Consider the following 25578-nt stretch of genomic DNA (forward strand, 5'->3'; position numbering starts at 1 on the left):
TTTCTCGCCTTATTCTGCGGTCGCGCGACCGGCTGCATACAGAGCCGGGGCGAATATGGCGAGGATTGCGCCATAGGGAATCAGCATCAGCGTTCCCATGATGACCTTCACGAAGAAATCACCGAAGGCGAGCGACGCCCAGAGCGGGACGCCCAGGCCGAGGAACGAGGCTGGTTCCGTCAGTGACGAATCAGGCATGCCGGTCAGCCTGTCGATCCATGCAAAGCCCGCCGCAAAAGCGATCGAGAAGAACAGGATCGTGTCCAGCACCGAGCCGAACATGGCGGCTGCGAAGGGTGCTTTCCACCAGGTCTTGCGGCGCAGGCGGTCGAAAACGGTAATGTCCATCAGCTGGGCCAGCAGAAAGGCGGTCCCTGATGCGATGGCGATGCGGGGCGTGGCCAGCCAGATCGACATGACGACGCCGAGCACAAAACCGGCATAGACCACTTTGCGCGCCGCGGCGGGGCCGAAGCGGCGATTCGTCAGATCATTGACCAGAAATGCGACCGGATAGGTAAAGGCGCCATAGGTTAGCACTTCGCCGAGGCCGAAATGCTGGAAAGGATACTGGACCAGAATATTCGACGCGGCAACCGCCACGCACATAGCCAGTACAGCCGGCAAAAGCCGGGATAATGCAGGATTCTCAATAGGCATTTTTTTATCCTGGGTGATGGAACCAGCAAAAAAGGCCGACAAACTGTCAGCCTTTTTTGTCAAATCTTCAAGACTGCGTCTTCTGTCCGAAGCATAATCCTTTTTAGAAAAGCCCACAAACCATGCGGGTTTTCAGGATTATTGCTTAGGCAGCAACAGCTTCAGCCTGCTTCTTAGCGATCTGGCGCTTCAGAAGACGAGCGCGCTGCGACAGTTCCTTGTCGTCAGACTTGACGAGGAAAGCGTCGAGGCCGCCGCGATGTTCAACCGAACGCAGGGCGTTGGCAGAAACGCGCAGACGATAGCTCTGGCCGAGTGCTTCAGAGATCAGCGTAACATTGCAGAGGTTCGGCAGAAAGCGGCGACGCGTCTTGTTGTTCGCGTGGCTGACATTGTTGCCGTACTGGACCGACTTGCCGGTCAATTCACAAGCGCGGGACATTTTGGTCTCACCTTCAATTTTGTTTCCGGCCCTTTTCGTTTTCTTCGAAAAGCGAAAAGGTCCCTCGTTCCGTTTCCTCGCAATCCTTGAGCAAACTGCTTCGCATTTTTGCTGGAATTGCTCAGGCCCCGACCAGAATGTCCGAATTCAAGCATTCAAAGCAATTTAATGCTGCTGGCGCGCGGTTTCGGACAGGCGGCCTATTGGGAAAGTCGCGTTTCTATAGTGACAGGAGCGCTTGCAGTCAAGTGAGATTCCGCCGCGATGCCGTCACAGCGCGGTTTTACGGCATTCGCATCGCCTTCACGAAACGCTGCGATCATAACTTCGCCGGTTTTGCTTGGCTTACACAGATACTGTATCGAAGAATCTCTCGCAACTTTTTGACAGCTCAATGTGGTTGAAAACCATAGGTCCTCTTTCCGGGCCGGGACGCAGAAAGGAACGCCGAATATGATCGAGCCGCCATTCTTATCGAAACCCGTAGCGAACCGGCTGAAAGAGCTTGTTCTCTTGTCATGTGCAGGTTTCGCGCTGACCACGGGAGTAGCACAGGCGAACGATCTCTACAGAACCGAATATGCGATTTCGATTTTCGGCCTTTCCATTGCACGCGCCGCAACCGAAACGACGGTCAGTGGCTCCAGATATGATCTGAACGGCAATTTCAAAACGTCCGGCCTTGCGCGCGTTTTCGATGATACCAAAGGTACGGTGACCGTGACTGGCAATGCGGTCAACGGGCGGGTTGTTCCGAGCGGTTTCGATCTCAATTACAAGCACGGGCGGAAGAACAAGCGCACGACGATACGTTTTGCCAATGGCAATGTGGTGGCTTCGGAAAACCAGCCGCCGGTGAAGAAGCGCGATCCATGGGTGGAGACTACGCCGCAGGATCTGCTCAATGTCAGTGATCCGCTGAGCGCCCTGATGATCCCCGCCACCGATCCGCGTTCAGTCTGCAATCGCACACTGAGCGTGTTTGACGGGCAGACGCGCGCCGACATCAAGCTTTCCTTCAACGGCACCGAATCGTTCACCGCCGATGGCTTTACCGGCGAGTCGGTGATCTGCTCGGCCAAGTTCATTCCGATTTCCGGCTATCAGAAAGGCAAGAAGTCGATCGACTATCTGAGCAATAAAAGCCGGATCAGCGTGTCCTTCGCTTCGCTGGGCGATTCGGGCATTTATGCGCCGGTCGTCGCGCGGATAGGCACCCAGATCGGCACGCTGAAAATTACCGCCACGCGCTTCGAGAAGGTGAATTAAAACAACACCGCGCAATCAGTGCGCGGGGTGCAGGCATTCGTCGTGATTGCCCAGAATTTCGATCACCCGGCATTGGTCGATACGGCCATGGGCGGTGCATTCCAGCATGCGTTGCAGTTCCGTCTTCAGAGAGAGAAGCTTGGTGATGCGGTGTTCGATCTCAACAAGCCGGGCGCGGGCGATGGCATCGGCCATGGCGCATGACTGATCGGGATTATCCTGCAATTCGAGCAATGTGCGGATGGAATCCACCTCGAAACCCAGATCGCGCGCGTGGCGGATGAACAAAAGCCGCTGAACATCGCTCTTGTCATACAGGCGGCGATTTCCCTCCGTGCGCGGCGGCACCGGCAGCAAACCAATCTGCTCATAATAGCGGATGGTCGGCACTTTGACGCCGCTGGCTTTGGAGGCCTCACCAATGGGAAGATTGTTTGTCATTTTTCTCTTGCTCCTCTAGTCACTAGAGGATGTAGACCCTGTTCAGGACAATTCAAGAGTGCTCTGAAAGGGCAGGTCATGAATAAGGCAATAAACCAGATTCGCTTTCGTGTGGACGGCATGGATTGCGCGTCCTGCGCGACCAAGATTGATACCGCTGTCCGCCGCGTGTCGGGCGTGGAGGATGTCTCCGTTTCGGTCACCGCAGGCACGATGACCGTGCTACATGACGGCAGCAGCAAACCCGAAAATATAGAAAAGAAAGTGCGCAGCCTCGGCTATCGCACAGAACGGCTGGCCGCCGAAAAGCGCGCCGATGCGCCCAAGCCTAACGCGCATGCGCACGACCATGATCACGGAAGTTGCGCTGGTCACGACCATGATCATGACCACGGCGATGACCATTCGGGGCACACTCACGATCACGACCATGATCATTCTGGGCATGACCACGATCATGAGGATGAACCGGCAGCCATACCGGCATCGGCCAACAGCTTCCGTTTCCAGGTGTCGGGCATGGATTGTGCATCCTGCGCCGCGAAGATCGACACGGCGGTGCGCCGCGTTGCAGGCGTCAGCGATGTGTCGGTTTCCGTGACCAACGGAACTATGACTGTCAATCATGATGGCTCTGCAAACAGTGACGAGATTGCCGGAAAGGTGACGGGGCTTGGTTATAAAACCGCCCTCGCCACACCGCCATCCGCAGCGACGCCCGAGGCCAGCGCACCGTCTAAGCCCCTGTCATGGTGGCGGACGGACAAAGGCCGCACGATGCTCATCAGCGGTGGCGGACTGGTGGTGGCCTATGTGATCGGTCATCTTTATCCGTCGATCTCGCTCTGGGCCTTTACAGCGGCGATGCTGATCGGTCTCGTGCCGATTGCGAGACGCGCTTATATGGCTGCGATCAATGGCACGCCGTTCTCCATCGAAATGCTGATGACGATTGCCGCGATTGGCGCGGTGTTCATCGGCGCGACAGAGGAAGCGGCGGCAGTCGTGTTCCTGTTCCTCGTCGGCGAATTGCTGGAAGGTGTTGCGGCGGGCAAGGCCCGCGCCAGCATCCAGTCACTGACCGCCCTTGTGCCGAAGACGGCCTTTCTGGAGCGCAATGGCGCGACCACGGAAGTTGCTGCCGACAGTCTTGCCGTGGGCGATGTCATTTCCGTGCGCCCGGGCGACCGTATGCCAGCAGATGGTGAAATCCTGTCCGGTGAAAGCGCTATCGATGAAGCGCCAGTCACCGGCGAAAGCACGCCGGTCGGCAAGACCGCAGGCGACACTGTCTTTGCCGGAACGATCAATGGCGATGGTCTGCTGCGTGTGAAGGTGACGGCTGCCGCACAGGACAACACCATCGCGCGCGTCGTGCGGCTGGTGGAGGAAGCGCAGGAGGCCAAGGCTCCGACCGAGCGTTTCATCAATCGCTTCTCGACCTGGTACACGCCCGGCGTGGTGGTCGTTGCCGCACTCGTGGCCATTCTCCCGCCGCTGGTCGCGGGGGGCGCATGGGACGAGTGGATCTATAAGGGCCTTGCGATCCTGCTGATCGGCTGCCCTTGCGCGCTGGTCATTTCCACACCGGCTGCAATCGCTGCGGCCCTGTCGTCGGGCGCCCGGCGCGGCCTTCTCATGAAGGGCGGCGCCGTGCTTGAAACCATCGGCAAGATCACGACCGCCTGTTTCGACAAGACCGGCACGCTGACCGAAGGCAAACCGAAGGTTACGGACGTGCTTGCCGGTGCTCTGCCGGAGGATGAGGTGCTGCGCCTTGCTGCATCGCTCGATGCAGGTTCAAGCCATCCGCTGGCGCTGGCCATCGTGTCGGCGGCGGAAGAGCGCGGGCTGAAGCTTTCTGCGGTCGCGAAAGGCAAAGCTCATGGTGGCAAGGGCGTGTCCGGTACTGCGGACGGCACCGAACTGTTCCTCGGGTCTCGCAAGGCGGCAAACGATGTGTCGGCTATCCCCGAGGCACTGGCTACCCGGATCGCTGCCTGCAACGATGCAGGCAAGACGGTTTCGGTGCTGGTCGCCGGTGGCAGGATTGCCGGTGCAATCGCCATGCGTGACGAACCGCGCGCAGACGCTGTTGCCGGGCTCAAGGCACTGAAAGATGCCGGTATCCGCACGGTGATGCTGACGGGCGATAACCGCCGCACGGCAGAAGCTATTGGGCGCGACCTCGGTATTGAAGTGCGCGCCGAACTGCTGCCCGAGGACAAGCAGCGCATTGTCGGCGAATTGCGGGGTGAGGGGCAGATCGTCGCCAAGGTTGGCGACGGTATCAACGATGCGCCAGCCCTTGCTGCCGCGGATGTCGGCATCGCCATGGGTGGCGGCACGGACGTGGCGCTTGAAACCGCTGATGCAGCGGTGCTGCATGGCCGGGTCGGTGATGTTGTGGCGATGGTCGATCTGTCGAAGCGAACCATGCGCAATATTCATCAGAATATCGCCATTTCGCTTGGGCTGAAGGCTGTCTTCCTCGTGACGACCGTGCTGGGCATTACCGGGCTGTGGCCCGCCATTCTGGCCGATACCGGCGCGACCGTGCTGGTGACGATGAATGCGCTGCGGCTGTTGAGGCAAAAAGCCTGACGGCCTCTCCGGCCCCCTCATCCTGAGGAGGTGCGCAGCACCGTCTCGAAGGGCGAGGGGGAATAGCTCGGTGCCTGATCCTTCGAGACGCCGTCTTCGACGGCTCCTCAGGATGAGGGGCGGAGGTGCTGGGTGAGAATGATGAGAAGCTGGGGGAGGGACGAGACTATTCCCCGATCAGTTCGCGGATGCGGTCGCCATATTGCTTGCCGAAGGCGACGTGTTCGGGATTGATCCCCTTCACCTCGTCGACGAGCTGGTCTTCTTCTTCCGCATCGACGGCGGCAAGGGCGCTCATCATGGCGAAATAGGCGAGCAGATAATCGCGCGGCGCGATGTTCTGCGCCTTCATCAGTTCCACGACCTGCGGGCGCGATTCGATGCTTTTCACCATGGAATCCATCGAAGGCCGGGCGTCCTGACCTTCTTCCGCGGTTGGGGAAAGCTGCATTCTCTCAAGCTCGGCATGGACCTTTTCCATGCGCGTCAGAAGATCTTCGCTCAGCTTGAAATTGTTGATTTCGGCTGGCGTTTCCGGCGGCGTGGCGATCGACAGGATGTCTTCCGCATAAGCCATTCCGGCAGAAGCAGGCAGGACAACAAGCGACAGGCCAATAAGAGCGGCGCGGTTCAGGCTTTTGAAGCGGGAAAGGGTCATCGTCGTCTTATCCTAAAAGCATAATCCCGAAAAGTTGCAGACTTTTCGGACAAGATTATGCGTGAAACAATTATATAGAGCAGTCGCCATAGGCGACGGCTCTAAAACAGGTCTTTACGCTTGCGGATCTCTGCAAACACGGCTTCGTCGGGCGCATCCTGCATGTCAAGGCGGGCACGAATGCGGCTGTCATGCCAGCGCAGGAACGGATTGGTGGCCATTTCGAGGCTGATGCTCGACGGCAAGGTCATCTTGTCGGCAGTGCGCAGCCGACCGATCTCCAGCGCCCGTTCTTTCAGCGCGGAATTATCCGGGTCGATGCTCAGCGCAAAGCGCGCATTGCTTTCGGTATATTCGTGGCCGCAATAGATGGCGGTATCGCCGGGCAAAGCAACGAGCTTTTGCAGTGAGCGGAACATTGTCGCTGGCGTTCCCTCGAAAAGCCGCCCGCAGCCAAGCGCAAACAGTGTATCTCCGGTGAAGACCACTTTGGCGTCGGGGATGTAATAGGAAATCTCGCCAGCCGTATGGCCGGGCGTGGATATGACCCTGACCTTGAAAAGCCCGAAGGTGAATTCTTCGCCGTCGTGGACTGTGCGGTCGATGCCGGGGATTTTGCTCTCTTCATCCTTGGGGCCGATGATGCTGAGGCCAAACTTCTTTTTCAGTGCGGCATTGCCTTCGACATGGTCGAGGTGATGATGCGTCGTGAAAATGAAATCAAGCGTCCAGCCGCGCCGTTCAAGCGCTGCTTCGATGGCATAGGCGTCGGGCGCATCGATGGCCGCCGTCAGCGCGCTGACAGGATCGTGGATCAACACGCCATAATTGTCGCTGCGGCAGATGAACTGTTCGATCTCAAGCTTGTGTGCGATTTCGACCATGCCGCGATTCCCTCAATTCCCGCTGTTCATATGACTATGATGCGGGCTTATTGTCCTCTGTCAATGAATGCTTCTGGATAAGCGGCATTTGTAAAAGTGTGAAGATGATGGTGATGGGCATGATGCCCCAGACCTTGAACGAAACCCACGCATCGGTGGAAAAATTGCGCCACACGACTTCATTGGCTACCGCCAGAAAGATGAAGAACAGGCCCCAGCGGAAGGTGAGCTTTTTCCAGCCCTCGGCATCGAGCCGGAAGGCCGAATCGAACACATAGCCCAGAAGCGACTTGCCGAAGAACAACCCGCCCAGAAGGATCGCGCCGAACAGCGTGTTCACGATAGTTGGCTTCATCTTGATGAAGGTGTCGTTGTGCAGCCAGAGCGTCAGCGCGCCAAACACCAAAACCACAATACCGGAAATGAGCGGCATGATGGGCAGGGTGCGCGTCATGGCCCATGAAATGGTGAGCGCGATCACCGTCGCGACCATGAACAGGGCGGTGGCCAGAAAGATCGGCTCGCCGATGGAAGCGAGCACGGGAAAACGTTCGATCAGCGTTTCGCCGCGCGCATTGGCGAAGAAGAATACCAGAAGCGGCCCCAACTCCAGCACCAGTTTGAGCAGTGGTGGCACTTCCTTGCGCTCGGCTTCGCTCTTCTGCGACGGATCGCGTTCGAAGACGGGGTGCTCCATCAGGCAACTCCTGCAATGGCGCGGGCAAATTCATTGGCCGCAAATGGTTCGAGGTCATCGACGCCTTCGCCGACACCGATGAAATAGACCGGCAGCTTGTGCTTGGCCGAAATGGCGACAAGAATGCCGCCCCGCGCCGTGCCGTCAAGCTTGGTCATGACCAGCCCGTTCACACCGGCGATATTTTTGAAGATTTCCACCTGATTGAGCGCGTTCTGGCCTGTCGTGGCGTCGAGCGTCTGCAACACCGTATGCGGCGCTTCCGGGTCGTGCTTGCCGAGCACGCGCACGATCTTGGCCAGTTCGTCCATCAGTTCGGCCTTGTTCTGCAAGCGCCCGGCTGTATCGATGATCAGCACGTCGCTGCCCGCGTCCCGGGCTTTTTCCCAGGCGTCATAGGCGAGGCCCGCCGCATCAGCGCCCAACTTGGACGAGACGACCGGTGCGCCGGTGCGCTCGCCCCAGATATGCAGCTGTTCGATGGCTGCGGCGCGGAACGTATCACCGGCCGCCAGCATGACCTTCAGGCCACCTGCCGTCAGCTTTGCCGCGAGCTTGCCGATGGTCGTGGTCTTGCCGGTGCCGTTGACGCCGACCACCAGAATGACATGCGGCTTATGCGAAAGGTCGAGTTCCAGCGGCTTGGCGACGGGACCCAGCACTTTCTCGATTTCCGTGCTCATGATCGAGCGCACTTCATCGCTCGAAACATCCTTGCCATAGCGCCCGGAGGCCAGCGCATCGGTGACGCGCATCGCGGTCTCAAGGCCGAGATCGGCCTGGATCAGCACGTCTTCCAAATCCTGAAGCGTGTCCTCATCCAGCTTGCGCTTGGTGAAAATGCCGCCGATGGATTCGCTGAGCGATGAGGACGAACGCGACAGGCCGCGCCGCAAGCGCTCGAACCACGACAGTTTCGGCTCGGCGATAGGGGCGGCAGGCGCTTCTTCCGCCTGTTCCTCGACGGCCTTGGAAACCTTGACCTTCTTCGGCTTGGCGGGCGCTGGCGCTGGCGCTGGTTCAGGCGCAGATGCAATTTCCCCCACCGGCTCCGCTTCGACGGGAGCAGGTGTTTCGACAGGCTCCGGCTCTTCGGGCTTTTCCGGTTCAGGAGCCCGTTCTGGCTCGGCTTCGGGTTCCGGTTCGGCCTCTGGCTCAATAAACGGCGGTTCGATCACCGCCGGTTCCATGACCGGCGGCTGCTCGATTGGAATTTCGATTTCCGCGACCGGATGTTCCGGTTCGCGCTGTTCTTCGGCAGTTTCCTCGACCGCAGCAGGCTCTTGCGGCTTTTCAGGCTGCGCTTCGACAGGTTCGGCAACCGGCGCTTCCAGCTCGGCATGAACCGTCGGTTCTTCGGCTATCGGTGCTTCCGGCGCTTCAGGTTCTGGCGCGGGTGTGACTTCGGTTACGGTCTCGGGCGCCGGTTGATCGACCGGCCTTTCCTCGACCTCCTTCTTGCCGAAGGAGAACATTCTCTTGATGAAACCGATAGCCATGGATTCCGATGCCTTAGTTTATGCAGCTGATGGTCAGGCGGCGCGGGTGAGAAGTTTCTCACCGTCGTGGCCCGTCACCACACGTTCGATGATTTCACCCGGTGCGCCATTATCAATGGCTGCGAGCGTAAAGCCTTCCGTGCGGGCGATGCCTTCCTTCTCGATCAGCAGACGCTGGGTCGTGCCGGTGAGCGAGGCAAGATGTTTCTCATAAGCCCTGTCGCCCTCGGCGCGCAGCCGGGCGGCGCGTTCCTTGACGATTTCGCGCCGCACCTGCGGCATACGCGCGGCAGGCGTGCCTTCGCGTGCGCTATAGGGGAAGACGTGCAGATGGGTCAGCCCGCATTCCTCGACGATTTTCATCGAGTTCTGGAACATGTCCTCGGTTTCGGTCGGAAAGCCGGTGATGATGTCGGCACCGAACACGATATCTGGCCGCAGTGAACGCACGGTTTCGCAGAAGCGGATGGAATCGTCGCGCAGATGGCGGCGTTTCATCCGCTTCAGGATCATGTCGTCACCCGCCTGCAAGGACAGGTGCAGATGTGGCATTAGCCGCTTTTCATTGGCAATGGCGTCCATCAGATCGTCATCCGCCTCGATGGAATCGATCGATGAGAGGCGAAGGCGCTGAAGGTCCGGCACCTGATTGAGAACCGTCTTGACCAGTTTGCCAAGACGCAGGCTTCCCGGCAAGTCCGGCCCATAGGAGGTCATGTCCACGCCGGTCAGCACCACTTCGGCATAACCATTGCCGACAAGGCGCTTCACCTGTTCCACCACAGCACCCATCGGCACCGAGCGGGAATTGCCGCGGCCATAGGGGATGATGCAGAAGGTGCAGCGATGGTCGCAGCCATTCTGGACCTGCACGAAAGCGCGCGCCCGGCCTTCTATGGCATCGACCATGTGGCTTGCGGTTTCGCGTACTTCCATAATGTCGTTGACGCGCACCTTCTCGAACTGGTTCACACCGAAATCGGGCAGCATCCGATAAGAGTTGGATTTCAGCTTTTCCTCATTGCCAAGCACGAGGTCCACTTCATCCATGGAGGCGAAATTGTCGGCTTCGGTCTGCGCCGCGCAGCCGGTCACGATAATGCGGGCTTCCGGATTTTCGCGCCGCGCCTTGCGGATGGCCTGACGGGCCTGACGCACGGCTTCCGATGTCACGGCGCAGGTGTTGAAGATGATCGCGCCATCCTTCAACTGTCCAAGACCGGCAGCGTCGGCTTCGCGCTTCATCACCTCGGATTCATAGGTGTTGAGACGGCATCCGAATGTTACGACTTCCACACTCATCAGGCCGCACCCTTATCCCCAGTCTTGTCGGTTGCCGGGCCGCCTTCAAAATCGCGGCTCCAGTCGCCGCTTGCCGGGTCGAATGTGCCGGAAAATTCCCATTCCGCCGGACCGGTCATCATGACGTGATCGTCGTCGCGCCATTCGATCTTGAGCGGGCCGCCCGGAACATTGACCGTGACGTTGCGGCCAGTGCGGCGCGTGCGTGCGCCGGAAACGGCGGCGGCGCAGGCGGCGGAACCGCAGGCGCGGGTCAGCCCCGCGCCACGTTCCCAGGTGCGCAGGTCCATTGTTTCCGGCGACGTGACGCGGGCAATCGAGATATTGGCGCGTTCCGGGAAAATCGGATGGTTTTCCAGAAGCGGGCCGAACTTTTCCAATTCAAAGGACCATACGTCGCGGTCCACCCAGAAGATCGCATGCGGATTGCCCATGGAGGCGACCGAAGGCGAATGCAGCACGGGCGCATCGATGGGCCCGACCTGAAGCTCGATCATGCGCGTGTCGTGGAATGCTTCGGCAAGCGGGATTTGCTGCCATTCGAAATGCGGCTTGCCCATATCGACGGTGATCAGCCCGTCATCATGTTCCGTTGCGGTCAGAATTCCGGCGCGGGTTTCAAAGGTGAAGGCGCGCTTGCCGGTCTCGGCTGCCAGCGCCTGCACCACGCAGCGCGTGCCGTTGCCGCAAGCTTGCGCTTCCGTGCCGTCGCAATTGATAATGGAGATATAATTGTCGGTGCCCGGCGTGCGTGGATCATGAATGGCCATGATCTGGTCGAAGGCCGTTTCACGCGCACTGGCAAGATGAATGGCGGCGTCGGGCGTGATGCGGTCTGCGCGACCGCGCATATCGGCAACGATGATCTGATTGCCGAGCCCGTTCATCTTGGCGAAGGCTGCCCTGGTGGCCATGGTTTTTGTAGTTCCGTTCTGCCTGCGGTTGCATTGAAGCAGCCGACACGGTTCATTGAATGAGTTATCTGGCGTCTATATGGCGGAAAACCCGGCAAATTGCCAGTGCCAGCAATGAAGCTAACCTTGCTGGGGGCTTATAGGGCTGATTGTGCCGTTCCGTTTCGATCTGCGCAGATACTAAACTGTGGCCTTCCTGTCCCAGTCACCAAATATATGAGCAATTTCAAACCCGGAATGGTCTCTCCTGCTCAAATTGCCGGGCGGCAGTGTTGATTTTTTAACCATATAGCCATTTTATCGCGGCAATATTGTCGTGATGTTTGGTTTCGCAGACGCGTGGTTCGCGCCTCTTTCCCCGAGACCTCGACCGAAATGGAGAACCTGATGGGAATTTCGAAAGCAAGTTTGCTGAGCCTGGCGGCGGCTGGCATCGTACTGGTCGGCTGCCAGAGCTCCCGGATGAACAATGATCTCGGCCCGGTTTCGCCGCCCCCTCCGCCAGCGCCCTTGCAGGCCGCGCCGCAGGGAGCCGTTCAGAAGGGCAATCTCAATTCACCGGATGCTTCGCAATTCCCGACCGCGCCCACGTCCAATCCCGGCATGCAGCCGGGCAACACGCAGGTTGCAAGCCTGCCGCCCGCATCCGCGCCTGATCTGACGCCGGGCACGGTCGCAGGCGTCTGGAACGCTTCGCTTGGCGGCCAGAGCTGTAAGGTTGCTACGCCTCAGACCAAATATGGTCAGGGTTTCCGCGCAGGCCCGCTGCGCTGCCCGGGCGAACTGGCAAACCTCGCTTCCTGGGCCGTCAACGGCAAGCAGCTTGTGCTTTACGATGGATCGGGCGGCACGGTCGCTTCGCTCTATTCGTCGGGTCCGGGCCGTTTCGACGGCCAGACCACCGGCGGTCAGGCTCTGTCGCTTTCTCGCTGATATAAAGCCGAAACAATCGATCACGGCGGGGCGTCTCCGGACTGCTCCGCCGATGTTTAATTAGAGGTTCACGGAACCTGTCATGTCCTTTGATGGTAATCTGAAAGCGTTTCCCTCCGTCCGCGAGCATTATGATGCGATGGTAGCATCCGGCGATGTGGAGGCCGATCCCGCCCAGTTGCAACTCACCGACCGCTACGACCGGCTGATCGAGGAAATCTGCACCAAGCGGCTTTCCCGCAAATCCAGCGCGCTGGGCTGGCTGTTCGGCAAGCGCAAGCAGGCGCAGGAGATCGTCAAGGGGCTTTATGTCCATGGCGAGGTCGGGCGCGGCAAGACCATGCTGATGGATATGTTCTTCCAGCTTCTGCCCGTCGAACGCAAACGCCGTGCGCATTTCAACGATTTCATGGCCGATGTGCATGACCGTATCAATGCGCATCGTCAGGCTTTGAAGCGCGGAGAAACCAAGCAGGACGATCCGATCCCGCCGGTCGCCGATGCGCTGAGCGCACAGGCCTGGGTGCTGTGCTTCGACGAATTCACCGTCACAGACATTGCCGATGCGATGATCCTGTCGCGCCTCTTCAGCGCGCTTTTCGCGCGCGGGGTCGTGCTGATCGCTACGTCGAATGTCGCGCCGGACAATCTCTATCGCGACGGCCTCAACCGTCAGCTGTTCCTGCCTTTCGTCGATATTCTCAAGAAGCATGTCGATGTGATCAATCTCGATTCGCGCACCGACTACCGGCTGGAAAAGCTCGATTTGCAGCCGGTTTATCTCGCTCCGCTCGGCGGCGAGACGGCAAAGCGGATGGATGCCGCCTGGGCCGCGCAGAAGGACGGCATGGAAGAAAGGCCGGACGCGATCCGCATTAAGGGGCGTGACGTCGAGGTGCCGCGTGCCGTTCCGGGTGCTGCGCGTTTCAGTTTCGAGGAACTGTGCAGCCGTCCGCTCGGCGCTACGGACTATCTGGCCATTGTCGGTCGCTATTCGACCTTGTTCATCGACAATGTGCCGATGCTCGACCTGTCGCGACGCAATGAAGCCAAGCGTTTCATACTGCTGGTGGACGTTCTTTACGATCACCACGCCCGCGTGTTCATCACGGCGGAAGCGCAGCCGGAGAAGCTCTACGTCGCAAAAAGCGGCACCGAAGCGTTCGAATTCGACCGCACCGCGTCGCGTCTTTTTGAAATGCAGAGCGCCGAATATCTGTCGCAGATACCGGAGAATGCCGGGTGAGACCTGTGCGTTTCGCGCATCGGTTTGGTGGAAAGTACGGCTCGCCGATTCTGCGGGCTCTCTCTGGCGAGCAATCTCCTGATCCTATCATCTGATTGCCACAGACTGGACTTATATCCTCAATCGGCTATCGTGCCCGCGCAAATTCAGCGCATTTGCCCCGGAACGCGCAGGCGATTTTGGAGGTGAGGGCGTGCAGGTTCAGATAGTTGGAGCAACCTTGGTGCACCCGGAAGGATGTATCTGCTCCAGCATTGTTGCACCGTGCATATGGATGCGGGCTGCGGCAATGACCGATCGGATTGGCGGCTTGCCTATCGCACCATCGGCATGGTGGTGGCGGGCGAGAAGGAGGGCAATTGCCATTATTTCGCCCAATTATCTTACGTTTACGTAAGAACATATAATTCTAACCGATTGAAAACATTGGTCGCAAAATAATGAGTTGTGTTTTTTTGCAAAGAGTCATATCGAACCCTCGCAGCGCTTAAGCGTTTCCGGGAGGACACCGGATGGCTTCATGCGTTTCTGGATCAAACTTGAGGAAAGAAACAATCATGGCACGCAACAAGATTGCCCTCATCGGCTCCGGTATGATTGGCGGCACGCTCGCTCATCTCGCCGGTCTGAAGGAACTGGGCGACGTCGTCCTTTTCGACATTGCGGAAGGTACTCCGCAGGGCAAGGGACTGGATATCGCCGAATCTTCTCCGGTTGACGGTTTTGATGCGAAGTTTACCGGCGCCAACGATTACGCAGCCATCGAAGGCGCGGACGTTGTCATCGTTACCGCCGGTGTGCCGCGCAAGCCTGGCATGAGCCGCGACGATCTTCTGGGCATCAACCTGAAGGTGATGGAACAGGTCGGCGCAGGCATCAAGAAATATGCGCCTGAAGCCTTCGTCATCTGCATCACCAACCCGCTCGACGCGATGGTCTGGGCTCTGCAGAAGTTCTCGGGCCTTCCGGCTCACAAGGTCGTCGGCATGGCTGGCGTTCTCGACAGCGCCCGCTTCCGTTATTTCCTCTCGGAAGAATTCAACGTTTCGGTTGAAGATGTCACCGCATTCGTACTCGGCGGCCACGGCGACAGCATGGTTCCGCTGGCGCGCTACTCGACCGTTGCAGGCATCCCGTTGCCGGATCTGGTCAAGATGGGCTGGACCAGCCAGGAAAAGCTCGACAAGATCATCCAGCGCACCCGTGATGGCGGTGCGGAAATCGTCGGCCTGCTCAAGACCGGTTCGGCTTTCTACGCTCCGGCTTCTTCGGCCATTCAGATGGCTGAATCCTATCTCAAGGACAAGAAGCGCGTTCTGCCTGTCGCTGCCCAGCTGAGCGGTCAGTATGGCGTGAAGGACATGTATGTCGGCGTGCCGACCGTGATCGGCGCCAATGGCGTTGAACGCATCATCGAAATCGATCTCGACGGTCAGGAAAAGGCCGAGTTCGAAAAGTCGGTGGCTTCGGTTGCCGGTCTTTGCGAGGCTTGCATCGCTATCGCTCCGTCGCTCAAGTAATATCCAGACAAGGCCGGATGCCCTGTTTTTGATGGGGCTCCGGCCTTTTCCGGCTGTCAATATTGGTCGAAGATTTGGGCCGTACCGGTTCGCCAGACGAACCGGGAATCCGTAGAGGACAACCAGATGAATATTCACGAATATCAGGCCAAGCGCCTGCTTCACACCTACGGCGCGCCGATCGCCAATGGTGTGGCTGTCTATTCCGTCGAACAGGCGGAAGAATGGGCAAAGACGCTTCCTGGCCCGCTTTACGTCGTCAAGAGCCAGATCCACGCTGGCGGTCGCGGCAAGGGCAAGTTCAAGGAACTCGGCCCGGACGCCAAGGGCGGCGTGCGCCTCGCCAAGTCGGTTGAGGAAGTGGTTGCCAATGCGAAGGAAATGCTGGGCAACACGCTCGTCACCAAGCAGACCGGCCCTGCTGGCAAGCAGGTCAACCGCCTTTACATCGAAGACGGCGCCGACATTGATCGCGAGCTTTATCTCTCGATCCTGATCGACCGCACCGTCGGCCGTCCGGCTTTCGTCGTTTCGACCGAAGGCGGCATGGACATCGAAGCCGTTGCCGAAGAAACCCCTGAAAAGATCGTGACTGTCGCCATCGATCCGGCCAAGGGCGTAACGGATGAAGACGCCAACAAGCTCGCCGACGCGTTGAAGCTTGAAGGTCAGGCTCGCGAAGACGGCCTCAAGCTGTTCCCGATCCTCTACAAAGCCTTCACCGAAAAGGACATGAGCCTTCTCGAAATCAACCCGCTGATCGTCATGACCGATGGCCGCGTGCGCGTTCTCGACGCCAAGGTATCGTTCGACGGCAATGCGCTGTTCCGTCATCCTGACATTCAGGAACTGCGCGATTTATCGGAAGAAGACGAAAAAGAAATCGAAGCTTCCAAATACGATCTCGCTTACGTCGCTCTCGATGGCAATATCGGCTGCATGGTCAACGGTGCAGGCCTTGCCATGGCAACGATGGACATCATCAAGCTCTACGGTGCAGAACCTGCCAACTTCCTCGACGTTGGTGGCGGCGCTTCCAAGGAGAAGGTGACGGCTGCGTTCAAGATCATCACCGCTGATCCGGCTGTCCAGGGCATTCTGGTCAACATCTTCGGTGGCATCATGAAGTGCGACGTGATCGCCGAAGGCGTGATCGCTGCGGTCAAGGAAGTCGGCCTGAAGGTTCCGCTGGTTGTCCGTCTTGAAGGCACCAATGTGGAACTCGGCAAGAAGATCATCAACGAGAGCGGCCTGAACGTTATTTCGGCTGACGATCTCGACGATGCGGCGCAGAAGATCGTCGCTGCTGTGAAGGGGAATTAAGGCATGTCCATTCTCGTCAACAAGGACACCAAGGTTCTCGTACAGGGCCTGACCGGCAAGACCGGTACTTTCCACACCGAACAGGCGCTTGCCTATTACGGCACGCAGATGGTCGGCGGTATCCATCCGAAGAAGGGTGGCGAAACCTGGGAAGGCTCGAAGGGCGAAAAGCTCCCGATCTTCGCAACCGTTGCCGAAGCCAAGGAACGCACGGGCGCCGACGCTTCCGTGATCTATGTTCCGCCAGCAGGTGCTGCCGATGCGATCATCGAAGCCATCGAAGCTGAGATTCCGTTCATCGTCTGCATCACCGAAGGCATTCCGGTCATGGACATGGTTCGCGTCAAGGAGCGTCTGGAACGCTCGAAGTCGCGCCTGCTCGGACCGAACTGCCCGGGCATCCTGACCCCTGAAGAATGCAAGATCGGCATCATGCCGGGTAATATCTTCAAGAAGGGTTCGGTGGGTGTTGTATCGCGCTCCGGCACGCTTACCTATGAAGCTGTGTTCCAGACCTCGAACGAGGGCCTCGGCCAGACCACCGCTGTCGGTATCGGCGGCGATCCGGTCAAGGGCACCGAGTTCATCGACGTCTTGGAAATGTTCCTGGCCGACGACGAAACCAAGTCGATCGTCATGATCGGTGAAATCGGCGGTTCGGCTGAAGAAGACGCGGCTCAGTTCCTCAAGGACGAAGCCAAGCGCGGTCGCAAGAAGCCGATGGTCGGCTTCATCGCTGGCCGCACCGCGCCTGCAGGACGCACCATGGGCCATGCCGGCGCCGTGATCTCCGGCGGCAAGGGCGGAGCGGAAGACAAGATTGCAGCCATGGAATCGGCTGGCATCCGCGTCTCCCCGTCGCCTGCGCAGCTCGGCAAGACGCTGGTTGAAGTCCTCAAGGGCTGAGACCGACTGAGTTTGAATATCCCGGCGGCGGCGAAAGCCGCTGCCGGGTTTGGCATAACAAAAACATACTGAAGCCGGATACCGGGCTTTAAGGGAATGGCAGGCATTCGCGGTCATTCTTCGGTGTCGAACAAATAGACCGGGTGGTTTTGACAATTGCGTCGGAACAGATCGCTCGGGTCGCGTAGAAACGAGTTTTGCCGGGGTCTGTTGTGGTTCCTCCCCGGCGGCGTGAGGGATGAAGGTTTCGGTATCTTCCGGCCCGCGCAGATGAGCTACTGACAAGGAGACGGAGCAAAGCTCCGGATTAGGTTATGGCAAGGCAAGAACAGGCCAACGACGTTTTCGCCCTTACCTCGTTCCTCTATGGCGGCAACGCCGACTATATCGAGGAGCTGTACGCCAAGTATGAGGATGATCCGAATTCGGTTGATCCGCAGTGGCGCGATTTCTTCGCGAAGCTGGGCGATAGTGCCGAAGATGTGAAGAAGAATGCGCAAGGCGCAAGCTGGACCAGAAAAAACTGGCCGATTGCCGCCAATGGCGAACTCGTCTCCGCTCTCGACGGTAATTGGGCCGAAGTCGAAAAGCACGTCACCGACAAGCTGAAGGGCAAGGCTGCCAAAGGCGACAGCAAGGCCGCCGCAGCGCTTTCCGCTGAAGAGATTGCACAGGCTGCACGCGACAGCGTTCGCGCCATCATGATGATCCGCGCCTATCGCATGCGCGGCCATCTGCATGCCAATCTCGATCCGCTCGGTCTCGCTGAAAAGCCGAACGACTATAACGAGCTGGAGCCGGAAGCTTACGGCTTCACGCCTGCAGACTACAATCGCAAGATTTTCATCGATAATGTGCTCGGCCTCGAATATGCGACCGTGCCGGAAATGCTCGACATTCTGAAGCGCACCTATTGCGGCACGATCGGCGTCGAGTTCATGCATATTTCCGATCCGGCTGAAAAGGCATGGATTCAGGAACGCATCGAAGGTCCGGATAAAAAGGTCGCTTTCACGCCGGAAGGCAAGAAGGCTATCCTGTCGAAGCTCATCGAAGCGGAAGGTTTCGAGCAGTTCATCGACGTCAAGTACAAGGGCACCAAGCGTTTCGGCCTCGATGGCGGTGAATCGCTGATCCCGGCGCTGGAACAGATCGTCAAGCGCGGCGGCCAGATGGGCCTTAAGGAAGTCGTGCTCGGCATGGCGCACCGTGGCCGCCTGAACGTGCTGTCCCAGGTCATGGGCAAGCCGCACCGCGCCATCTTCCACGAGTTCAAGGGCGGCTCCTACGCGCCGGACGATGTGGAAGGTTCGGGCGACGTGAAGTACCATCTTGGCGCTTCGTCGGACCGCGAGTTTGACGGCAACAAGGTTCACCTGTCGCTGACCGCCAACCCGTCGCATCTTGAAATCGTCAACCCGGTTGTCATGGGCAAGGCCCGCGCCAAGCAGGATCTGCTTGTCGGCCGCACCCGCGACGACATGGTGCCGTTGACCGAACGCGCCAAGGTTCTGCCGCTGCTGCTGCACGGCGATGCCGCTTTCGCAGGTCAGGGTGTGGTTGCCGAGTGCCTCGGCCTGTCGGGCCTCAAGGGTCACCGCGTCGGCGGCACGCTGCATTTCATCATCAACAACCAGATCGGTTTCACCACCAATCCGGCCTTCTCGCGTTCTTCGCCTTATCCGTCGGATGTGGCGAAGATGGTCGAAGCGCCGGTCTTCCACGTCAATGGCGACGATCCGGAAGCTGTGGTGTTCGCGGCCAAGGTTGCGATGGAATTCCGCATGACCTTCCACAAGCCGGTGGTCGTGGACATGTTCTGCTACCGTCGCTTCGGCCACAATGAAGGCGACGAACCGTCCTTCACCCAGCCGTTGATGTACAAGGAAATCCGCGCGCACAAGACGACGGTTCAGCTCTATAGCGATAAGCTGATTGCCGAAGGTCTGCTGACCCAGGCCGACGTCGACAAGATGCGCGCCGACTGGCGCGAAAAGCTCGAAATCGAGTTCGAAGCCGGACAGAGCTACAAGCCGAACAAGGCCGACTGGCTGGACGGCGCCTGGGCTGGTCTGCGCACGGCGGACAATGCCGATGAGCAGCGCCGCGGTAAGACCGGCGTTCCGATCAAGACACTCAAGGAAATCGGCAAGAAGCTGGTTGAAGTGCCGCAGGACTTCCATGTCCACCGCACCATCCAGCGCTTCCTCGATAACCGCGCCAAGATGATGGAAACCGGCGAAGGCATCGATTGGGCAACCGCTGAATCGCTGGCATTCGGCACGCTGGTTGCGGAAGGCCATCCGATCCGCCTGTCCGGTCAGGACGTGGAACGCGGCACCTTCTCGCAGCGTCACACGGTTCTCTACGATCAGGAAAACCAGAACCGCTATATCCCGCTGAACAATATCCAGAAGGGGCAGGCGATCTACGAAGCCATCAACTCGATGCTTTCGGAAGAAGCGGTACTCGGCTACGAATACGGTTATTCGCTGTCCGATCCGCGTGCGCTGGTTCTCTGGGAAGCCCAGTTCGGCGATTTCGCCAATGGTGCGCAGGTCGTGTTCGACCAGTTCATCTCGTCGGGCGAGCGCAAGTGGCTGCGTATGTCCGGTCTCGTCTGCCTTCTGCCACATGGCTATGAAGGTCAGGGTCCGGAACATTCGTCGGCCCGTCTGGAACGCTATCTCCAGCTTTGCGCTGAAGACAATATGCAGGTTGCCAACGTTACGACGCCGGCTAACTACTACCATATTCTGCGCCGCCAGATGAAGCGCGACTTCCGCAAGCCGCTCATCATGATGACGCCGAAGTCGCTGCTGCGCCACAAGCGCGCCGTGTCCAGCCTTAGCGAACTGTCGGGCGATTCCTCGTTCCACCGTCTGCTGTGGGACGACGCGCAGTACAACAAGGGCGAAGAAGGCATCAAGCTTCAGAAAGACGCCAAGATCCGCCGTGTCGTGCTCTGCTCGGGCAAGGTCTATTACGATCTCTACGAAGAGCGTGAAAAGCGCGGCATCGACGATGTCTACCTGCTGCGCGTGGAACAGCTTTACCCGTTCCCGGCCAAGGCGCTCATCAACGAGCTGTCGCGTTTCCGTCATGCGGAAATCGTCTGGTGTCAGGAAGAGCCGAAGAACATGGGTGCGTGGTCGTTCATCGATCCGTATCTGGAATGGGTGCTGGCGCATATCGATGCCAAGCATCAGCGCGTCCGCTACACGGGCCGCCCGGCTGCCGCTTCTCCGGCAACCGGCCTGATGTCGAAGCATCTTGCGCAGCTTGAAGCTTTCCTTGAGGATGCGCTCGGTAACTGATCCGGGTTATAGTTCTGGAGCGGTTTTTCGAAACTGCTCCAGCCTGAATTGAACATAAAATCCAAAGTTTGAAGATCAACGGAAGAAGAAACCATGGCCACCGAAATTCGCGTTCCCACGCTTGGGGAGTCCGTTACTGAGGCAACCATCGGAAAATGGTTCAAGAAGGTTGGCGATGCCGTCGCCATCGACGAACCGCTGGTGGAACTGGAAACCGACAAGGTGACAGTGGAAGTTCCGGCTGCTGCTGCTGGCGTGCTGGCTGAAATCGTGGCCAAGGAAGGCGACACGGTTGAAGTGAACGCTCTGCTCGGCCAGATTTCGGGTGAGGGCGCTGCTGCCGCTCCGGCTCCGAAGAAGGAAGAAGCCAAGCCTGCCGCCGCCGCTGCTCCGGCTGCCGCTGCACCGGTTGCTTCCGCATCGTCCGGTCCGGCCATGCAGCCAGCTCCTGCCGCTTCGAAGCTTCTGGCTGAAAGCGGTCTTTCCGCCGATCAGGTCGATGGTTCGGGCAAGCGCGGTCAGGTCCTCAAGGGCGACGTTCTCGACGCTATTGCAAAGGGCGTGTCGGCTGCTCCGGCTGCTGCCCCAGTTGCTGCACGTCCGGCTTCGTCGGCTGACGACGCATCGCGTGAAGAACGCGTGAAGATGACCCGTCTGCGTCAGACCATCGCCAAGCGTCTGAAGGATGCGCAGAACACTGCCGCCATGCTGACGACCTATAACGAAGTCGACATGTCCGCAGTCATGGAACTGCGCACCAAGTACAAAGACGTCTTCGAAAAGAAGCACGGCGTGAAGCTTGGCTTCATGGGCTTCTTCACGAAGGCCGTCACCCATGCGCTGAAGGAAATCCCGGCTGTAAACGCCGAGATCGACGGCACCGACATCATCTACAAGAACTTTGCGCATGTCGGCATGGCTGTCGGCACCGACAAGGGTCTTGTGGTTCCGGTCATCCGCGACGCCGATCAGCTTTCGATCGCGGGCGTGGAAAAGGAACTGGGCCGTCTGGCCAAGGCCGCGCGCGATGGCACGCTTTCGATGGCTGACATGCAGGGCGGCACCTTCACCATCACCAATGGTGGCGTTTATGGCTCGCTGATGTCTTCGCCGATCCTCAATTCGCCGCAGTCGGGCATTCTCGGCATGCACAAGATCCAGGATCGTCCGGTTGTCGTCGGCGGTCAGATCGTCATCCGTCCGATGATGTATCTGGCTCTCAGCTACGATCATCGCATCGTGGACGGCAAGGAAGCCGTGACCTTCCTCGTTCGCGTCAAGGAAAGCCTGGAAGATCCGGAACGTCTGGTTCTCGATCTCTAAGCTGGAATTCAAAAAAAGCCGCCCGAACATGATCGGGCGGCTTTTCGGTCGGGTTTGCGAGAAACGGGATTTGCACGATGGAGTCGGGTCTTTTCTCCTCTTCGCCTTATCTGCCGCCCTACCTGCCACTTGTCGGCTGGAGCGTGGTTTTGCTGGTGGCGCATGTGCTGCTTCAGGCCATGACGGCGACGCGAGAACTCGGCACAGACTGGAATGCCGGTCCCCGCGATGAAGGACTGAAGCCTTCCGGCGCGATTGCCGGTCGTGCGGAACGGGCATCCGCCAATTTCCGCGAAACCTATCCGGCTTTTATCGCGCTGGCGCTGGCTTTGACGCTGAAAAGCGATGCAGCGCAATGGGGCGTTTACGGGGCCTGGCTCTGGTTTGCCTGCCGTATTGTCTATATTCCGCTCTATCTGGCGGGCATTCCCTATATCCGGTCGCTGATCTGGGTCGGCTCGATGGTCGGACTGGGTGTCATGTTTCTGGCTTTGATTTTTTGATGGTTGCCTGCGCGGGTCTTCGCGCATAGTGCAGCAAAGGAAAAGCGATGCATCCCTATCTCTTCGAACTGGCCTCTCTGATGGCGATCTTCTTCTTTGCGATTGTTTCGCCGGGGGCTGATCTTGCCATGGTCATGCGTCAGTCACTGATGCATGGCCGCCGTGAGGCGATCATCACCAGTTTCGGCATCGGTAGCGCGCTGATGATGCATGTGACCTATACGGTTCTGGGTCTCGGCCTCATCATTTCTCAGTCGATCTATCTGTTCAACATCGTCAAATGGTGCGGTGTGGCCTATCTCGTCTATATCGGTATCAAGGCGCTGCGCGCTGGCGCGACGAAGATCGATGTCGAAAACGATGCGAAGGAGCCACGCAAGCAGCAGAGCTTTGCCAAGGCCTTCGGTCTCGGCTTTGCCGCCAACGCGCTCAATCCGAAAGCCGTGTTCTTCTTCCTGTCGATCTTCTCAACGGTCGTGCACGCGCATACGCCGACCGAAGTGAAGCTCGGTTACGGTGTTGTGATGGCAACCGCGCTGATCAGCTGGTTTATTGGCGTCAGCATTTTCATGACCACGCCGAAGATGCGCGCGGCCTTCTCGCGCGCTTCGAAATGGATTGATCGTACCAGCGGTGTTGTCTTCATCGCGCTGGGGCTTAAACTTGCGACCGAAAAGGCTATGTAAGAAGCAATTGATTTGCTGCCGGAAAAACTCAAGGAGAACCGACAGATGCATGTTGCAGTTAAGCTTCTCAGAATAACGGCCGCTTCGGTCGTTGCCGCATCGGTGTTCTCGACTGCGGTGCAGGCGGCCTGCACACAGAATCGCGGCATCTATCAGGATCGTGACGGCGCCTATACGCTGACGTTCCAGCCCTTGCAGTCGAACGATCTCAAGATGACGCCAGCGCCGACAAATGAATTCACCATCACGGCCAATGACAAGCCGGAATTCAAGCTGAGCGGCATGGTGATCTGGCCGGAAGAAGGTGTGGCGCGGCCTTATGCGCTCATCACCTATAATTGCAAGGGCGACGGCTCCAATGCGGAAGACCTCGATGATTGCAGCATCTGGCAGAGCGTCATCTATGCGCTGAAGGAAAGCGCGGAAGCTGATGTTCTGCCGAAGGCGGACGAACCAGCTGCGCAGGCCGTGCTGTTCCCCGATCTGGTGACGGCGCTCGACGGCTATGATTTTGGAGCGGCCAAACCGGAAAAGCCGCTTCAGTGGGAAGTGTTCCGCTTTCAGGGATGCACCCCGGATGAAAACTGACCGGCTGTTCTCACGAATGCCGGTCTCAAACTAAAAACGTTCAGGAAAGACTGAAAAGGGTAATTCAATGTCTTATGATGTGGTTGTCATCGGTACGGGCCCCGGCGGTTATGTCGCCGCAATCAAGGCCGCGCAGCTCGGTCTCTCGGTTGCCGTGGTGGAAAAGCGCAAGACCTTCGGCGGCACCTGCCTCAATGTCGGCTGCATTCCGTCCAAGGCGCTTTTGCATGCGTCGGAAGTGTTTGCCGAAGCTGGCCATTCCTTCGACACGCTGGGCGTGGAAGTCGGCAAGCCGAAGCTCAATCTGGAAAAGATGTTGGCCCACAAGGACGCGACCGTGAAGTCGAACACGTCGGGCGTGGAATTCCTGTTCAAGAAGAACAAGATCACCCCTTACATCGGCACCGGCAAGATCGTCGCCAAGGGCAAGGTTTCCGTGACCGCCGAAGACGGCAAGGTTGAGGAAATCGAAGCCAAGAACATCATCATCGCCACGGGTTCCGACGTCGCCGGTATTCCGGGCGTCAAGGTCGATATCGACGAGAAGACCATCGTGTCCTCGACCGGCGCTCTGTCCTTCGACAAGGTTCCGGGTCATCTGGTCGTTGTCGGCGGCGGTGTGATCGGTCTGGAGCTGGGTTCGGTCTGGGCGCGTCTCGGTGCGAAGGTGACGGTTGTCGAATATCTCGACAAGGTGCTGGGTGCGATGGACGGCGAAGTTTCCAAGCAGTTCCAGCGTCTGCTCGAAAAGCAGGGCATTGCCTTCAAGCTCAGCGCGAAAGTCACGGGCGTCGAAAAGTCCGGTAAAGGTGCAAAGGTCACTTTCGAGCCGGTCAAGGGTGGCGATGCGGAAGTGCTCGAAGCCGATGCCGTTCTGATCTCTACGGGCCGCCGTCCTTACACGGATGGTCTCGGCCTTCAGGAAGCAGGCGTCACTGTCGATGAACGCGGTCGCGTTGCGATTGACGACCATTGGCGCACCAATGTCGAAGGCATCTATGCTATCGGCGACGTGGTACAGGGCCCGATGCTGGCGCACAAGGCCGAGGATGAAGGCATTGCCGTTGCCGAAATCATCGCCGGTCAGGCCGGTCATGTGAATTTCGACGTCATTCCAAGCGTCGTCTACACCCAGCCGGAAGTGGCTTCCGTGGGCAAGACCGAAGAAGAACTGAAAGCTGCCGGCGTTGAATACAAGGTCGGCAAGTTCCCGTTCACCGCCAATGGTCGTGCACGCGCCATGCTGCACACCGATGGTTTCGTGAAAATCCTCGCCGACAAGGCAACGGATCGCGTTCTGGGCGCACATATCCTCGGTTACAATGCCGGTGAAATGATCCACGAACTGGCCGTACTGATGGAATTCGGCGGTTCTTCGGAAGATCTGGCCCGCACCTGCCATGCGCATCCGACCATGTCGGAAGCCGTGCGCGAATCCGCTCTGGCGACCTTCGCCAAGCCGATCCATATGTAATCTCTTCGAGAGAGCATGCAGAAAGGCCCGCGTAAGCGGGCCTTTTTTTTGGAAATCAGTTCTGGGCTGGCGGATTGGCAGGGGTTGCCGGGGCCGGTGTGGCCGGTTCGCTCTGCGTCGCGGGCGGTGGTGCCGCCATGTCGGTTCTCGTGCCGTTATTGTAGAAGAAATAGCCGAGAATGATGATTGCAACGAGCAGAACAGCACCCAGAAGATAGCCGCTGCCGCCCCGTTGTGGCGGTGGCATGCCGGAAGGGTCCGACAGTCTCGGATCAGTATTCACCGGGTTTGTTCTGGGGTCGTTTCGCGGATCGAGGGGATCAACCATTGCGCGCTCCTCCAGTTTTCGCATGGGGCTTGCGCGGTATCCAGCCGTCACAAACCTTGTG

The 25578-nt window shown here is 58.7% G+C and carries 24 protein-coding genes; 13 read left to right on the forward strand and 11 right to left on the reverse strand.

What is annotated here, in order from left to right; all coding sequences use genetic code 11:
• Positions 1–9 precede the first annotated feature (9 nt).
• Positions 10–660, reverse strand: coding sequence for a queuosine precursor transporter (locus QLQ11_RS09185; RefSeq protein ID WP_109370332.1), 651 nt, complete (start codon positions 658–660; stop codon positions 10–12).
• A gap of 145 nt (positions 661–805) precedes the next feature.
• Positions 806–1102 carry a 50S ribosomal protein L28 gene (gene rpmB, locus QLQ11_RS09190; RefSeq protein WP_078337585.1) on the reverse strand — a complete coding sequence of 99 codons (297 nt, stop codon included), beginning with the start codon at positions 1100–1102 and terminating at the stop codon, positions 806–808.
• Positions 1103–1555: 453 nt separating this feature from the next.
• Here rpmB and QLQ11_RS09195 point away from each other — a divergent pair, with 453 nt between their 5' ends.
• Entirely contained in the window at positions 1556–2371 is an 816-nt protein-coding gene (locus QLQ11_RS09195; protein WP_109369983.1) for a DUF3108 domain-containing protein, read from the forward strand.
• A 15-nt stretch (positions 2372–2386) separates the two neighbouring features.
• On the opposite strand, the gene QLQ11_RS09200 is transcribed toward QLQ11_RS09195, so the two are convergent.
• Positions 2387–2812 carry a helix-turn-helix domain-containing protein gene (locus QLQ11_RS09200; RefSeq protein WP_109369982.1) on the reverse strand — a complete coding sequence of 142 codons (426 nt, stop codon included), beginning with the start codon at positions 2810–2812 and terminating at the stop codon, positions 2387–2389.
• Positions 2813–2890: 78 nt separating this feature from the next.
• Between QLQ11_RS09200 and QLQ11_RS09205 the strand changes: the two genes are divergently transcribed.
• Positions 2891–5416 (forward strand): heavy metal translocating P-type ATPase, encoded by a 2526-nt coding sequence (locus QLQ11_RS09205; RefSeq protein ID WP_283735975.1) that lies wholly within the window; start codon positions 2891–2893, stop codon positions 5414–5416.
• A gap of 166 nt (positions 5417–5582) precedes the next feature.
• On the opposite strand, the gene QLQ11_RS09210 is transcribed toward QLQ11_RS09205, so the two are convergent.
• From QLQ11_RS09210 to dapF, 6 genes are all read right to left on the reverse strand, one after another.
• Positions 5583–6074 (reverse strand): hypothetical protein, encoded by a 492-nt coding sequence (locus QLQ11_RS09210; RefSeq protein ID WP_109369980.1) that lies wholly within the window; start codon positions 6072–6074, stop codon positions 5583–5585.
• A gap of 101 nt (positions 6075–6175) precedes the next feature.
• Positions 6176–6958 carry a hydroxyacylglutathione hydrolase gene (gene gloB, locus QLQ11_RS09215; RefSeq protein ID WP_109369979.1) on the reverse strand — a complete coding sequence of 261 codons (783 nt, stop codon included), beginning with the start codon at positions 6956–6958 and terminating at the stop codon, positions 6176–6178.
• Positions 6959–6992: 34 nt separating this feature from the next.
• Positions 6993–7655 (reverse strand): septation protein A, encoded by a 663-nt coding sequence (locus QLQ11_RS09220; protein ID WP_109369978.1) that lies wholly within the window; start codon positions 7653–7655, stop codon positions 6993–6995.
• Positions 7655–9154 carry a signal recognition particle-docking protein FtsY gene (ftsY, locus tag QLQ11_RS09225; protein WP_109369977.1) on the reverse strand — a complete coding sequence of 500 codons (1500 nt, stop codon included), beginning with the start codon at positions 9152–9154 and terminating at the stop codon, positions 7655–7657. The genes QLQ11_RS09220 and ftsY overlap by 1 nt, the downstream gene beginning before the upstream one ends.
• A gap of 33 nt (positions 9155–9187) precedes the next feature.
• On the reverse strand, positions 9188–10456 hold the full coding sequence (mtaB, locus tag QLQ11_RS09230) for a tRNA (N(6)-L-threonylcarbamoyladenosine(37)-C(2))-methylthiotransferase MtaB (protein WP_124915132.1): 1269 nt from the start codon (positions 10454–10456) through the stop codon (positions 9188–9190).
• Positions 10456–11370 (reverse strand): diaminopimelate epimerase, encoded by a 915-nt coding sequence (gene dapF / locus QLQ11_RS09235; RefSeq protein ID WP_109369975.1) that lies wholly within the window; start codon positions 11368–11370, stop codon positions 10456–10458. The genes mtaB and dapF overlap by 1 nt, the downstream gene beginning before the upstream one ends.
• 387 nt (positions 11371–11757) lie before the next feature.
• Between dapF and QLQ11_RS09240 the strand changes: the two genes are divergently transcribed.
• On the forward strand, positions 11758–12303 hold the full coding sequence (locus tag QLQ11_RS09240) for a protease inhibitor Inh/omp19 family protein (protein WP_283735974.1): 546 nt from the start codon (positions 11758–11760) through the stop codon (positions 12301–12303).
• Between the two features lie 82 nt (positions 12304–12385).
• A complete protein-coding gene (zapE, locus tag QLQ11_RS09245) occupies positions 12386–13549 on the forward strand; it encodes a cell division protein ZapE (RefSeq protein ID WP_109369973.1) in 1164 nt (387 codons plus the stop codon).
• A 201-nt stretch (positions 13550–13750) separates the two neighbouring features.
• Here zapE and QLQ11_RS09250 read toward each other — a convergent pair whose 3' ends face one another.
• Positions 13751–13915: a hypothetical protein gene (locus QLQ11_RS09250; RefSeq protein ID WP_167836047.1), complete on the reverse strand. Its 165-nt coding sequence runs from the start codon at positions 13913–13915 to the stop codon at positions 13751–13753.
• 191 nt (positions 13916–14106) lie between these two features.
• Here QLQ11_RS09250 and mdh point away from each other — a divergent pair, with 191 nt between their 5' ends.
• The 9 genes from mdh to lpdA all read left to right on the forward strand — a co-directional run bounded on the left by mdh (position 14107) and on the right by lpdA (position 25189).
• Positions 14107–15069, forward strand: coding sequence for a malate dehydrogenase (gene mdh / locus QLQ11_RS09255; protein WP_109369971.1), 963 nt, complete (start codon positions 14107–14109; stop codon positions 15067–15069).
• 126 nt (positions 15070–15195) lie between these two features.
• Entirely contained in the window at positions 15196–16392 is a 1197-nt protein-coding gene (gene sucC, locus QLQ11_RS09260) for an ADP-forming succinate--CoA ligase subunit beta (protein ID WP_109369970.1), read from the forward strand.
• A 3-nt stretch (positions 16393–16395) separates the two neighbouring features.
• Positions 16396–17298, forward strand: coding sequence for a succinate--CoA ligase subunit alpha (sucD, locus tag QLQ11_RS09265; RefSeq protein ID WP_104755057.1), 903 nt, complete (start codon positions 16396–16398; stop codon positions 17296–17298).
• A gap of 314 nt (positions 17299–17612) precedes the next feature.
• Positions 17613–20615, forward strand: coding sequence for a 2-oxoglutarate dehydrogenase E1 component (locus tag QLQ11_RS09270; RefSeq protein WP_109369969.1), 3003 nt, complete (start codon positions 17613–17615; stop codon positions 20613–20615).
• Positions 20616–20708: 93 nt separating this feature from the next.
• Entirely contained in the window at positions 20709–21938 is a 1230-nt protein-coding gene (gene odhB, locus QLQ11_RS09275) for a 2-oxoglutarate dehydrogenase complex dihydrolipoyllysine-residue succinyltransferase (protein WP_109369968.1), read from the forward strand.
• Between the two features lie 77 nt (positions 21939–22015).
• Positions 22016–22441 (forward strand): MAPEG family protein, encoded by a 426-nt coding sequence (locus tag QLQ11_RS09280; RefSeq protein WP_109369967.1) that lies wholly within the window; start codon positions 22016–22018, stop codon positions 22439–22441.
• Between the two features lie 47 nt (positions 22442–22488).
• Positions 22489–23127 (forward strand): LysE family translocator, encoded by a 639-nt coding sequence (locus QLQ11_RS09285; RefSeq protein ID WP_109369966.1) that lies wholly within the window; start codon positions 22489–22491, stop codon positions 23125–23127.
• 45 nt (positions 23128–23172) lie between these two features.
• Positions 23173–23715, forward strand: a complete 543-nt coding sequence (locus tag QLQ11_RS09290; RefSeq protein WP_109369965.1) for a hypothetical protein — start codon at positions 23173–23175, stop codon at positions 23713–23715.
• Between the two features lie 67 nt (positions 23716–23782).
• Positions 23783–25189: a dihydrolipoyl dehydrogenase gene (gene lpdA, locus QLQ11_RS09295; protein WP_109369964.1), complete on the forward strand. Its 1407-nt coding sequence runs from the start codon at positions 23783–23785 to the stop codon at positions 25187–25189.
• 55 nt (positions 25190–25244) lie between these two features.
• Here lpdA and QLQ11_RS09300 read toward each other — a convergent pair whose 3' ends face one another.
• On the reverse strand, positions 25245–25517 hold the full coding sequence (locus tag QLQ11_RS09300) for a hypothetical protein (protein ID WP_109369963.1): 273 nt from the start codon (positions 25515–25517) through the stop codon (positions 25245–25247).
• Between the last annotated feature and the right edge of the window lie 61 nt (positions 25518–25578).

Origin of the sequence: Ochrobactrum sp. SSR, from assembly GCF_030067775.1 — a bacterium.
In the GTDB taxonomy this organism is placed as follows: Bacteria; Pseudomonadota; Alphaproteobacteria; order Rhizobiales; family Rhizobiaceae; genus Brucella; species Brucella teleogrylli.